Genomic DNA, 12,680 nt, shown 5'->3' with positions numbered 1-12,680 from the left:
GATGACATCGAAGCCATGCAACAACGTTGGATAAGCCATGGGATGAAAGTAACACTACTTTACATCATATTCTTTAGCTTTGCTAGTTACACTAAACCCAAAATAGTGACAAGCATTACCCCAATTGCAAGCATAGCTACAATGCTTGTTAAAGATAAAGCAGAAGTAGAAAGTTTAGCCGTAAATAGTGGTTGCCCACATCATTATAATTTAAAACCAAGTGATCTAAACAAGGTAAAAAATGCCGATATTGCTATTTATATAGATAAAGAATTTGACGGATTTGCTGACAAGCTAATTAATAATCATGCTAACACCATTATAAAAATTAGTGATATTAAAGATTTATACATTATTAAGAATACAGTCAATTCAGTTGGACTTGGATACAAGGAGCGAGGAGCGAAGCCTATAAATAATAGGAGAGCGACGAGGGACGATGTAGACGAGTCTAAATCAATTGACTGTAACTGGCATATTTGGCTTGATCTTGATAACGTAAAAGTTTTACTACAGGAGTTTACTAAAATATTTAGTAAAAAATTTCCTGAATTACAACAAGATATTAATAATAATCTTGAGCTAGCAATGAAAGAATTGCAAGATTTGCAAGAAGCTAAAAATAATGAACTTGCTAATTTGAAAGATGTGATTTTATTAAGCGATAGTGGCGAGTATTTTTTTGTTGATACAAATATCCATACGACAAAATTATATAGCGACAGTCAAAAAAGCTTGAGATATTTGAGTAAATTAGACTCTTTAATTAAAGAGTCTAATAATAAATGTCTTATTTTAAGTACTGAGCAAAATCCAAACTTATATAATAAATTAAATGTTAAAACAGTAATACTAAATAGTGAGAACTGGGATATCAAAAATATTGATTCCAGAAGCTACCGGAACCAATATTTACATATGATTAACCAGGTTAAAAGGTGCTTGTAATATCAAGAAATGACAGTGTTAAAATTTATATAATTTTTATTTGAGTTATTTTAACTTCTCAATCTCTTCCCTTTTTAATCCAGTTGAGTAATTATTAAATAAGGTATGCAAAAAATAAAATAGAAAGTTTTTAAGAGATGTCATTTTAAATATGACAATAATAATATGGGCAGTAAGATGGTATTGTAAATATGGTATCAGCTATCGGGATTTAGAAGAGATATACCTTGTATAAATGAAGAGTTAGTAGACGAAGTTTTATTTGGAAAAGAGCAAGGAGTCTATAAGGCGAGGAGCGGAGCGTATAATAATACGTGATTACCGCAGATCTTATAAGACGACATAGCCAATTTTTCAAATAAAACAAGTATATATAACGAAAAGATGATTAAATTAGACATAAAGGTTTTTTGAATTTTTAGAGTCTTCCCAATTAAGTGCCTAATCAAAACTATAACAAACAAAATATTATTTTAACTGCCTTTGCGTACTATATCATTTTAAATACTGCTTTAGATACCTACCGGTATGGCTTTCAGGACAAGCAGCAATATCGGCAGGGGTGCCATGTACTACTATCTTACCACCTTTATCACCACCCTCAGGACCAACATCAATAATGTAATCAGCCGTTTTTATAACATCTAGATTATGCTCAATAACTAAAACAGTGTTTCCCATATCAACAAGCTTATGTAGCACTTTTAGCAATTTATTGATATCGTCAATGTGCAATCCTGTAGTCGGCTCATCTAGTATATAAAGAGTTTTACCGGTTGAGCGTCTTGATAACTCTTTAGCAAGCTTAACACGCTGTGCCTCCCCTCCTGAAAGAGTAGTTGCCGATTGACCAATTTTAATATAGCCAAGCCCTACTTCATTTAAGGTAATAAGCTTTTCGTAAATTAATGGGATTTTTTCAAAGAACTGCATTGCATCTTCAACAGTCATCATTAATATATCTGCAATAGATTTACCTTTATATTTTATTTCTAAAGTTTCTCTATTATATCTATGACCATTACAAATGTCACATTTTACATATACATCAGGTAAGAAATGCATTTCTATCTTAATTAGCCCGTCACCTTGACATGCCTCACATCTACCACCCTTAACGTTGAATGAAAACCTACCGACTTTATAACCTCTGGCTTTTGATTCCGGCAGTTCTACAAACCAGTCCCTAATATGAGTAAACGCACCGGTATAAGTCGCAGGATTAGAACGTGGAGTTCTGCCGATTGGCAACTGATTAATATCAATAATTTTATCTATATATTCAAGCCCTTTTAATTTTTGGTATTTTCCTGGAAATACTTTTGCTGTAGGCTCTAGATGTTTTAAAGCAGCTTTATATAAAGTATGAATCATTAAACTTGATTTTCCGCTTCCTGATACCCCTGTTATAGCAGTGAATGTACCGAGCGGGATTTTTATATCGACATTATCTAAATTATTAGAAACAGCTCCAATAAGCTCTATTGCTCTATTATCATGCCCTGTTCGTGTTTGCGTTGGCACTTTAATTGTTTGACGACCGCTTAAATATCTTCCTGTAATACTTTCTTCAAAATTCTTTATTTCTCCGGCATTACCTTCAGCAATAACACGACCGCCGTGAATACCAGCACCTGGACCTATATCAATGATATGATCAGCCTCATACATTGTTTCCTCGTCATGTTCTACTACTAAAACAGTATTACCAAGATCCCTTAACCTTTTTAGCGTTTCAATTAATCTAGTATTGTCACGTTGATGCAAGCCAATGGATGGCTCATCAAGTACGTATAAAACACCACTAAGACCTGAACCTATTTGCGAAGCAAGACGAATACGCTGACTTTCACCCCCTGATAAAGTACCAGACTCTCTTGACAATGTTAGGTAATCAAGCCCAACATTCATCAAAAATTTTAGTCTTTCATTAATTTCTTTAAGGATACGTTCAGCAATAAATAGCTGTTTTTTATTTAATTTTTGTTCTAGGTGAGAAAACCATTGTTGCAGTGTTGCAATACTCATACCTGCTACTTCACCTATATGAATATTTACTATTTTAACACATAAAGCTTCGTCTTTTAGCCTATAGCCATTACAAGCCGTACATTTATGCTTGGACTTAAATTTAGCGAGTTCCTCCTTGATTAAAACCGATTCTATGGTACGATCTTTTTCTTGCAAACTCGGTATTATTCCGGCAAATGGCTGATGAATTACTTGTGTTTTAGAACCATCATGAAACTCAAATCTTATCGCTTCTTCTCCGGAACCTTCAAACAAAATTGTTTTAATATTATCAGATAAAGCTGAAAAAGGTGACTCTATAGAAAATTTATAATGCTCAGCAAGTGCTTTTAATGTTTCTAAAATAAACTTTGAGGACGTGCTACCCCACGGCACTATTGCACCATCTTTAATGGATATTCTGTGATCTGGTACGATTAAATCACGATCGAAGAAAAACTCTTTACCAATTCCCTCACATTTTGGACATGCACCAAAGGGACTATTAAAGGAAAATATTCTTGGTTCAATTTCTGTAAGCTGAAATCCTGATACTGGACAAGAATATTTTTCGGAAAAAGTTATACGCTGATTTTTTTCGTATTCAGTATTAGCTACAGTTGGTAATTCTACGATTTCTAAATAAGTGATACCATCAGCAAGATTTAATGAGCTCTCTAAACTATCGGCTAGCCTATTGCCTAAATTCTCATCTAGAACTATTCTGTCAACAATTACTTCAATATTATGTTTTTTATTTTTATCAAGTTTTGGCAAATCATCTATTTCACAAGTTTCCCCGTTAACAATTAATTTCTGAAATCCTTGCTTTTTCAGATTCATAATCTCACGTTTGAATTCTCCTTTATGCCCTCTGACAATCGGAGCTAGCAAATATATTTTCGTTCCCGTAGGCAATTCATTTATTATATCTACCATTTCAGAAACAGTTTGACTATGTATAGGAAGACCCGTTGCTGGAGAATAAGGAATTCCGACCCGTGCATATAATAGCCTGAGATAGTCGTAAATTTCTGTTATAGTTCCAACTGTAGAACGTGGATTCTTAGAAGTAGTTTTTTGATCAATTGCAATAGCTGGCGATAATCCAGAAATAGACTCGACATTCGGTTTATTTTGCAAATGCAGAAATTGCCTTGCATATGAAGATAAGCTCTCAACATATCTTCTTTGACCCTCTGCATAAATCGTATCAAACGCTAAGGAAGATTTACCCGAACCACTAAGACCAGTTATAACGACAAATTTATTCCTTGGAATATCAACATTTATATTCTTTAGATTATGCTCTTTAGCACCACGTACCTTGATATATTCTTGGTTCATATCACTCTTACTGAAAAATTTTAGGATATTTTAAAAAACCTATAGTATTATAGGCTCTTTTATTTTATTATTGCAATAATAATATTTTTAAAATAGGTAATCTATGGCAGGTAGCTTAAATAAAGTGACATTAATAGGCAATTTAGGACGTGATCCTGAAATTAGAACTACGGGAGAAGGAAAGGAAATAGCAAATCTTTCTTTAGCCACCACCGACATTTGGAAAGATCGTGTTACCGGTGAAAAAAAAGAAAAGACCGAATGGCATAGAGTAGTAATATTTAATGAAGGATTAGTGTCTGTTGTAAAAAGCTACGTTAAAAAAGGTAGTAAGTTATACATTGAAGGGTCATTACAAACCCGTAAATGGAACGATAATTCAGGGCAAGAAAAATATACTACAGAAATTGTATTGCAAAATTTTAATTCACAATTGATATTGCTGGATAGCAAGAATTCTACTAATTCTAGTCTTCAAGATTCAGGTCAGAGTGAATATAAGCATTCCAAGCCTTCTTTTGATCACAGTGATTTAGATGACGAAATCCCGTTCTAATTATCGTAACGTCATTGCGAGGAAAAACTGGCTTTGTTGTATGGCTCTGATGTCATTCCTGCAAAAGCAGGAATCCAATAATTAAAAATTACAATATAGTAAATTTTTAAAATTAAAAGCTTAGTTTATCTCAATTTTTCCTGGATTCCGTGGTCAAGCCACGGGATGACAATATAAAGCGTCTACCAATAAATATTAAATACATTATGAAAAATTTTATTTGGATAATATTTTTAGTTTCTGTTCTACTTTCCGGTTGTTCTACTACCCATGATGTGGCAAGTAGAGTAAGACACTCACAAGATATAGCTAAACAAAATAATTTTCAGCAACAACTTGTAAAAGGTGGTGATTTTATTCTTACGACTTATCAGCGTGTTACTGATCGTAATCAGCCTTTTGTATTTTATATTGAAGGGAATGGGCATCTTGCAGAGGGAGGCGTTAATTCTGACAATCCTACCCCTGTTAATCCGATGTTGTTAAGACTTGCTACAATCGATAAGCGACCAAATGTTGTTTATATAGCAAGACCTTGTCAATATACTCCTTTAGAAATGAACGCAAAATGCATTCATGATTATTGGTTAGATAAAAGAATGAATCATGAAGTAGTAAATTCAATTAATGATGTCATAAATACTATTAATAATGGGCAGAAATTTAGCTTAGTTGGCTTTTCAGGTGGCGGCGGGCTTACAATATTAATCGCTAGCCAAAATAGTAATGTGAAAGATATTATAACAATTGCCGGTAATTTAGATACTGAGAAATTTGACAAGCATCATAATTATCGTGGTTATCTAACTAAATCATTAAATCCAATAAATTACGCAAAGCAAATTAGCTACATCCCTCAACTACATCTCTCCGGAGCAGATGACAAAAGAGTTCCGACTTTTATCACAGAACTTTATATAAAAGCTAGCTCATCTAACTGCGTTAAGTATAAGGTTTTCCCTAATATTACTCATGCAAAAGGCTGGGATACAGTTTGGACTAGTATATTAAATATTCCGCTAAACTGTAATTAATACGGTGTCATGCCGTGATGGCATTGTTGCGTGGATCGGAATCACGCAACAATGCATGCCGTGATGCCACTATTTTTGCTTATAGACAGTCACTCGCATCTGGTGTATTGCCTTAAAGCCTAAATAAACTGCGATGCGTTCTAATATAATCTCTTGGTAAAAGGATATTTCTAAAGCTGTTGCATGATCTTCTGCTTGTACGAACAACGTATTAGTCTTTTGCTTTTTGTTAGTATCGGTAATTATTTTTAAAGGTAAAGCCTTATCACTAAATTTAAATCCGACTATTTTACTCCAATTAATCATTATTTCAGGAAGCAAAGGATGCTGCCTTGCAAATATATGCCTAACTATTTTATGAACATCATCTTTAATTAGCTTCATCTTAATAAACTTTGGACAGTTAAAGTAATTACTCCTAAAGCAAGCATCACAGATATTATAGGGAAATATAACGACAATACAGATAATGACATCAGGAATACATTACAAATCGCTATAATTGATACTACTCGTTTATGAGTTTTACCTTTTTTTACAGCTTTTTGAAAAAAGTGTTTTAAGTGGGGTTGCCAAATTTTTTCTCTATTTACTAACCTAATTAATATAGTAAGTACTGCATCAGTAACATAGTATAAACTAGCTATAACACAAGCAATAAATAAGTTAATATTCGTAGTAGCAAGCAGTAATAAACAAAGACCTAACAAAAAACCAAGGCTTATGCTACCAACATCTCCTAAGAATATTTTTGCCGGCTGCCAATTAAATATTAAAAATCCAATAGAACAACTAAGTATAATGGTATTTATGCTGAATATAAAATATGGATTAGCGAGTACCTGGAATTGTAATAAACATAATATAAGCATAGTGCTTGATAGATGAATAGATTCTATACAACTCATGCCGTCTATACCATCCATAAAATTATATATATTAACGAAACCACTTAAAGCTATAATTAGTATAATAAAAATAAGATATATTGGAATAGGAATAACAGCAAAATCCAAAGGAATAAAAAGAGAAATAGCAAAAGCAGAACAAATTAAATGAGTTATCAAACGGATTAGTACCGGCACGGGTTTTAAGTCGTCTAGAAAAGAGACTGTCGCAATTACAAATAATGGCGGTAATATTTTTGCTGAGTTAATAAGCAAACCACTTGTTATATATTCAAAAGCACTTAAAGCAGTTATTACAACAATTACAATAGCAAGACCACCACCACGTGGGGTAATCTTATTATGAGAGCGACGCTGACTAGGTATATCAACTAAACCAATTGTCTTAAAATATTTGGTTAATATATATGTTAATATAGTGGTTGCTATAAAAGAAAAAATAAATAATACAATATAGCTATTTATATTCATAGTAACATGTTAGATTTAAAGCTATAATATTTATTATTACTGATAATTACATGATCATGCACTACAATATTTATTGTTTTACACATATCTACTATTATATTTGTCATATCAATATCAGCTTTTGAGGGATCAGGACTTCCACTTGGATGATTGTGAACAAGTATAATATTACTCGCTTCAATGATACTCCTCGCAGCAGAGCTACGAGGTATCTATCCAAAAAGTTTTAACTGTTTTTGTTGAAATGCTTTATAAGAAGGTTTGCCTGAACCTTGATTTTTTACATAATTACGTAATTTCCGCTCATCACCATGTTTACCTACTGTGCTCATAAAATATCCTTTACTCCAAAACTCACTTCCCCATAATTTTTCTTTAAGATTTGGATATTTCTTAAACATTTCCTTAGATGTAATACTTTTTATGATTTGAGTTATTTTTGTTGGGCTATACATTAGTATTGACTGTAGTAAAAAATGTACATGTTCTTTATCTACTCCTATTTCCAAAAATCTAATTTCATAACGAGCTTCTATGTCCTCACAAATTTTACATAAATAATCGTCTAGTTCCTCATTGAATATTACTCTTCTATACTTTGCCGGTGTTACTAAATGATATATTAGTACTGTGACATTATGACTTTTATGTATATAACTGCTTTCTTCCATGCATCTAGTATATCACGAAGCAGAGCTTCGGGGAGAATTAAACCCTAAGAGATTAAACAACGCTCTTTTAACTATTTCTCGTGGATACACAGCCGCTTGATCTATAGTTCCTTGGCTTAAAACTTCATCAGCAATCAAAATATTTTTTTGTTCAAAAATAATACACGAAATTGTTCAAGCCGCATATTACCCATATTAACTTTTAAATAATCAATCAAAGAGCCCCATGAGGCAATAATATTTTTATTTATTATTTTTTGTTTTAATGCTCTATTTATTAATTCACGTACTATCACAAAATTAATATATAAATTCTCATTAGTACCGCTAATACTAAGCAATCTTTCTTTATCAATATTGATTAAATCAGTAATGCTACTAAAATTTTCCAGTAATTTTTTTGCTAGAGGTTTTACATCTTTACGAGGAATAGAAGAAAATAACATTAGCTCTAGCAGTTCATAATCGGAAAAATTTGCTGCTCCTGAAGTCACAAAGCGTTCTTTTACCCTTTTACGATGACCTATATAATGAGGCGTTACCTCTTCTTTTATAGCTATCTCGGGAACTATTTCAGGTTCGTCGTCAAAGAATTCCATTAGCTTATAGTTTAACATATGGAAGATAATTAAATTTTTTAGGGGATAATGTAAATATTTCAAAGCCGTCTTTAGTAACGCCTATAGTATGCTCAAACTGTGCCGATAATGATTTATCACGTGTAGTAACAGTCCAGCCATCAAGGCTACTTAATATAGTATCATATCCGCCAGCATTCACCATTGGCTCAACAGTAAAAAACATACCTTCTTCTAGAACAAGTCCTGTTCCGCTGCGACCATAATTTAATATTGATGGTTCATCATGAAAAACACGACCAATCCCATGACCGGTATAATCTCTTACCACCGAATAATTATGCTTCTCAGCATAGCTTTGAATAGCATGCCCTATGTCACCGAGTCTTGCTCCTGGCTTGACTGCCTCGATTCCTTTCATCATTGCGTCATAAGTTACCTGAATAAGGCGTTTCGGCTTTATTGCTACATCGCCAACATAATACATACGGCTAGTATCACCATACCAACCATCTAAAATTACTGTAACATCAATATTTATAATATCACCATTTCGCAACGGCTTATCGTTTGGAATGCCGTGACAAACTACGTGATTTATTGAGGTGCAAATAGATTTTGGGAAACCTTTATAATTTAAAGGGGCAGGAATGGCATTATTTGAAATAATAAAATTATGACAAAGATCGTTTAAACTATTTGTAGTAACGCCTGGCTTTACATGCGGCTCTATAAAATCAAGTGTTTCGGCGGCAAGCCTGCCAGCTGCCCGCATTTTTTCAAAATCTTTCTCAGAATGAATTTTTATGGTCATGTTATACTATGTGTTCTCTATAGAACTATATTATAACATAGTTTTTTAAAAGGTGTAAATTCTATTTACCTTATATTATCTAGGTGGGCTTTTAAGAATTCAGGAGCAAAATCTGCTCCGTTAGACCAAACAATGGTCTGCAATTCTTCGTCAAGGGTTACTCTAGCAAATAAATTTTTGTCCTTAAGAGGTTCAAATACTGAACCAACCAAATGCTTATATAAGTTTATATTTCCTCTAGTACCATCATCAAAAGACAATTGTAAATAATAATCATCAATATATTTTACAGATATTACATGTAACATTTTTTTACTCTAATGGTGCGATAGATTTTAATGGCTCTCCGTTTTGAGTTTTTTGCCAATTATCTAATAACTCTTTTTTATGTAAATTAAGCCACTCTATAACTAATTGTAAAGCTCTTTTAGGAAACTTACCTTCAAGCACTTTACCTTCTATTGAAACGATTATTTCATAATCTCCGTATTTAGCATGAAAATGAGGTGGATTATGATCTCGGTAATACATCATAATTACAATACCAAGAAAACGACTAATTACAGGCACAATAGAATTCTTTTTGTTTATATTATATATTTTAAATTTTAATATATTTTTTATATTATTTCAAGCTTTCCTAAAATTATCAGATAAGTTATTTAGCTATATATTTTCTTGTATTAATAGCTTTAAAACATTATATTGTATAAAATATTTTATAAAAAATTTTTAATGCTATACTACGTAAACAAATTTCTTTCAAATAATAAAGTACAGGCTGTTATTCTAGGAATAATCGGTCTTGCTACTATTTCGATGCTTATATCATATAAGCTTGATGATCCGTCTTTTAATTCAGTAACAACTGGATATCCTAGTAATTTATTAGGAGTTTTTGGCTCTTATTTATCAGATTTCCTATATCAGTTTTTTGGGGTAGCAGCTTTTATAATACCGCTTTCTTGTTTTATTTGGGGAAAAAATTGCTGGCAACAGAAATATCGTAAATTTTTTATCCGTATATCAGTAATGCTACTTGCTCTTTTCAGCACCGCAGCTTTACTATCTAATTTTGATCTGGAGTTCATACCATCTAATGGTGGTGGAGCAGCTGGTATAATTATTTTCCATTTTCTTAAACAATTTACAAATCAACTTCATTTATTATTAGTATTTTTTACATTTATTATATTTGTTGTTTTATTTGAAATTAAATTCACTTCCTTAAGTAGCTTTGTCATTAAATTAGGTGAATTCTTAGCATATAAAATACAAACTTTTTTCTATAATCTATTTTCACAATTAACTTTGCCAAAATTATTTTCTGGCAAAGCAAATAATAACATAAAGATTACCCCTTCTTATACAAAACCGGTAAGTGAAAAAGTAAAATTTACAGAAGTACCAAAGCCTATTATGGCTAAACCAGCACCTGTAAATCCTATAAAATTCTTTAATAAACCTGCTGCTCCTAAAATATCGCAAAATGAAGCGGCAGCTTTGCCACCTATTTCATTACTTCGTAATCCTGAAAATCATCATATAAAAGGTGCTTCGTCATCAGAGTTGAAGCAAAAAGCTGAAGAGTTGCTAACTGTGCTAAACGACTTTGGTGTAAAAGGACAAATAATCAATATAAGCCAAGGTCCAGTAGTAACTTTATATGAGTTTGAGCCGGCAGCAGGCACTAAAACCTCAAGAGTAGTAGGGTTATCCGACGATATAGCTCGCTCGCTCTCAGCCCTATCAACAAGGATAGCAGTAGTGCCAGGCAAGAATGTGCTTGGTATTGAGCTGCCTAACAGACAGCGAGAATTCTTTTGTTTAAAAGAGTTAATAGAAACACCAGAATATCAAGATACATCAACCTTGCTGCCCTTAGTTCTAGGTAAAGATTTGGCAGGTAAACCGCTTATCGCCGATCTTGCTAAAATGCCGCACTTGCTTGTTGCAGGAACAACTGGTTCAGGTAAATCGGTAGGAATTAATGCTATGATCGTTTCATTGTTATACCGCTATACTCCTGAAGAATGTCGCTTTATCATGATTGACCCAAAAATGCTTGAGCTATCAGCTTATGACGGAATACCGCATTTATTAACGCCCGTGGTAACTGAACCGGCTAAAGCAGTGGTGGCACTAAAATGGGCAGTTAAAGAAATGGAAAACCGCTATAGGATGATGAGCAATATCGGTGTTAAGAATATTGCCGGCTATAATACTAAGATTCAGGAAGCGGTTAAAGAGGGAAGAATAATTGAGAAGTCAATTCAAACAGGCTTTGATCCTGAAACCGGCAGACCTATCTATGAAACTGTGGCAATGAATATGGAAAAACTGCCCTTTATAGTGGTAATCGTTGATGAGATGGCTGATTTAATGCTAGTTGCTGGTAAGGATATTGAGATGCTGATACAACGTTTAGCACAAATGGCAAGAGCTGCCGGCATTCATATTATCATGGCAACCCAAAGACCATCTGTAGACGTTATTACCGGCGTGATTAAGGCTAACTTCCCAAGCCGTATCAGCTTTAAGGTTACCTCTAAAATCGATAGCCGAACTATCTTAGGCGAACAGGGTTCAGAGCAGTTACTTGGTATGGGTGATATGCTATTTATGGGTAATACGTCTAAAATTACTAGGGTGCATGGACCTTTCGTTAATGAATCTGAGATCGAACAAATTACGGAATACCTAAAAGAAACAGGCGCGCCAGAATATATATCTGCTGTAACAGAGCAACCTGATGAAGACGATAGCAGCATTGATATCGGTGATGGCACATCAGATGAAGTACTTTATAAAAAAGCTGTGCAGATCGTAAAAGATGAGCGTAAATCTTCCATTAGTTATATTCAAAGATCGCTTAGAATCGGTTATAACAAAGCTGCCAATTTAGTTGAAAAAATGGAAAAAGAAGGGATAGTCTCGCCACCAAATCATACAGGTAAGAGAGAGATATTATTACCGGAAAGGTGATACTAGGTGATTTTTTATCCCACTTGATTACTTACCCACTATATGCTATCCTAAACAGATATCATTTTGAGGTTCAAGAATAAATAACATGGCACAAACATGTATATTAAAACCAGATACAAAAGGAAGAATAACTCTAGGTAAAATAGCTGATGGAATAAGTAGTTTTCACGTTACTGTCAATAATAAAGATGGACAAATTATTTTAGAACCTTATACGGAAATTCCTTTAAAAGAAAGTTGGCTATTTAATAATAAGGTAGCTCTAACAAAATTAAAAAAGGGTATTAAAAATTCTGCTAAAGGACAAATTGCACCTAGAGAAGATTTTAGGAAATATTTAAACGATGAATAAGAA

Annotated in this window: 13 protein-coding genes and 3 pseudogenes; 6 read left to right on the top strand and 10 right to left on the bottom strand. The window is 33.1% G+C overall.

What is annotated here, in order from left to right; all coding sequences use genetic code 11:
• Positions 1 to 15 precede the first annotated feature (15 nt).
• Both ACOAL3_RS09970 and ACOAL3_RS09965 read left to right on the top strand, forming a co-directional pair.
• Entirely contained in the window at positions 16 to 948 is a 933-nt protein-coding gene (locus ACOAL3_RS09970; protein ID WP_419235650.1) for a metal ABC transporter solute-binding protein, Zn/Mn family, read from the top strand.
• A 126-nt stretch (positions 949 to 1,074) separates the two neighbouring features.
• Positions 1,075 to 1,171: pseudogene (locus ACOAL3_RS09965) on the top strand (IS6 family transposase); the annotation flags it as partial.
• Between the two features lie 272 nt (positions 1,172 to 1,443).
• Here the strand turns inward: ACOAL3_RS09965 and uvrA are convergent.
• Positions 1,444 to 4,305, bottom strand: a complete 2,862-nt coding sequence (gene uvrA / locus ACOAL3_RS09960; protein WP_419234969.1) for an excinuclease ABC subunit UvrA — start codon at positions 4,303 to 4,305, stop codon at positions 1,444 to 1,446.
• Positions 4,306 to 4,408: 103 nt separating this feature from the next.
• Here uvrA and ssb point away from each other — a divergent pair, with 103 nt between their 5' ends.
• Positions 4,409 to 4,861: a single-stranded DNA-binding protein gene (gene ssb, locus ACOAL3_RS09955; RefSeq protein WP_419234968.1), complete on the top strand. Its 453-nt coding sequence runs from the start codon at positions 4,409 to 4,411 to the stop codon at positions 4,859 to 4,861.
• Between the two features lie 206 nt (positions 4,862 to 5,067).
• A complete protein-coding gene (locus tag ACOAL3_RS09950; RefSeq protein WP_419234967.1) occupies positions 5,068 to 5,895 on the top strand; it encodes an alpha/beta hydrolase family protein in 828 nt (275 codons plus the stop codon).
• Positions 5,896 to 5,964: 69 nt separating this feature from the next.
• On the opposite strand, the gene ACOAL3_RS09945 is transcribed toward ACOAL3_RS09950, so the two are convergent.
• The 9 genes and pseudogenes from ACOAL3_RS09945 to ACOAL3_RS09905 all read right to left on the bottom strand — a co-directional run bounded on the left by ACOAL3_RS09945 (position 5,965) and on the right by ACOAL3_RS09905 (position 9,907).
• The gene (locus ACOAL3_RS09945; protein WP_395477086.1) at positions 5,965 to 6,279 is read right to left on the bottom strand and encodes a DciA family protein; all 315 of its coding nucleotides are present in this window, start codon (positions 6,277 to 6,279) and stop codon (positions 5,965 to 5,967) included.
• Positions 6,276 to 7,274, bottom strand: a complete 999-nt coding sequence (locus tag ACOAL3_RS09940; RefSeq protein ID WP_395477085.1) for an MraY family glycosyltransferase — start codon at positions 7,272 to 7,274, stop codon at positions 6,276 to 6,278. The genes ACOAL3_RS09945 and ACOAL3_RS09940 overlap by 4 nt, the downstream gene beginning before the upstream one ends.
• On the bottom strand, positions 7,271 to 7,438 hold the full coding sequence (locus tag ACOAL3_RS09935; protein ID WP_419235649.1) for a JAB domain-containing protein: 168 nt from the start codon (positions 7,436 to 7,438) through the stop codon (positions 7,271 to 7,273). The genes ACOAL3_RS09940 and ACOAL3_RS09935 overlap by 4 nt, the downstream gene beginning before the upstream one ends.
• Before the next feature lie 48 nt (positions 7,439 to 7,486).
• The gene (gene tnpA, locus ACOAL3_RS09930; RefSeq protein WP_419234966.1) at positions 7,487 to 7,945 is read right to left on the bottom strand and encodes an IS200/IS605 family transposase; all 459 of its coding nucleotides are present in this window, start codon (positions 7,943 to 7,945) and stop codon (positions 7,487 to 7,489) included.
• Between the two features lie 51 nt (positions 7,946 to 7,996).
• A pseudogene (locus tag ACOAL3_RS09925) lies at positions 7,997 to 8,223 on the bottom strand (JAB domain-containing protein); the annotation flags it as partial.
• Positions 8,218 to 8,562, bottom strand: a pseudogene (locus tag ACOAL3_RS09920) (UPF0758 domain-containing protein); the annotation flags it as partial. The pseudogenes ACOAL3_RS09920 and ACOAL3_RS09925, both read right to left, overlap by 6 nt.
• Positions 8,549 to 9,337, bottom strand: coding sequence for a type I methionyl aminopeptidase (gene map / locus ACOAL3_RS09915; RefSeq protein ID WP_395477083.1), 789 nt, complete (start codon positions 9,335 to 9,337; stop codon positions 8,549 to 8,551). The gene map and the pseudogene ACOAL3_RS09920, both read right to left, overlap by 14 nt.
• Positions 9,338 to 9,402: 65 nt before the next feature.
• Complete coding sequence (locus ACOAL3_RS09910; RefSeq protein ID WP_395477082.1) at positions 9,403 to 9,645, bottom strand: DUF2442 domain-containing protein; 243 nt, start codon at positions 9,643 to 9,645, stop codon at positions 9,403 to 9,405.
• Between the two features lie 4 nt (positions 9,646 to 9,649).
• On the bottom strand, positions 9,650 to 9,907 hold the full coding sequence (locus tag ACOAL3_RS09905; protein WP_395477081.1) for a DUF4160 domain-containing protein: 258 nt from the start codon (positions 9,905 to 9,907) through the stop codon (positions 9,650 to 9,652).
• Between the two features lie 165 nt (positions 9,908 to 10,072).
• On the opposite strand from ACOAL3_RS09905, the gene ACOAL3_RS09900 reads away from it, so the two are divergent.
• Both ACOAL3_RS09900 and ACOAL3_RS09895 read left to right on the top strand, forming a co-directional pair.
• Positions 10,073 to 12,322, top strand: a complete 2,250-nt coding sequence (locus ACOAL3_RS09900) for a DNA translocase FtsK (RefSeq protein ID WP_419235648.1) — start codon at positions 10,073 to 10,075, stop codon at positions 12,320 to 12,322.
• Positions 12,323 to 12,410: 88 nt separating this feature from the next.
• Positions 12,411 to 12,677, top strand: coding sequence for a hypothetical protein (locus ACOAL3_RS09895; protein ID WP_419234965.1), 267 nt, complete (start codon positions 12,411 to 12,413; stop codon positions 12,675 to 12,677).
• Positions 12,678 to 12,680 lie beyond the last annotated feature (3 nt).

The organism is Rickettsia endosymbiont of Nabis limbatus (assembly GCF_965196655.1).
In the GTDB taxonomy this organism is placed as follows: domain Bacteria; phylum Pseudomonadota; class Alphaproteobacteria; order Rickettsiales; family Rickettsiaceae; genus Rickettsia.
Note: the sequence above shows the minus strand (reverse complement) of the source record. Positions and strands in the feature narration are given on the sequence as shown.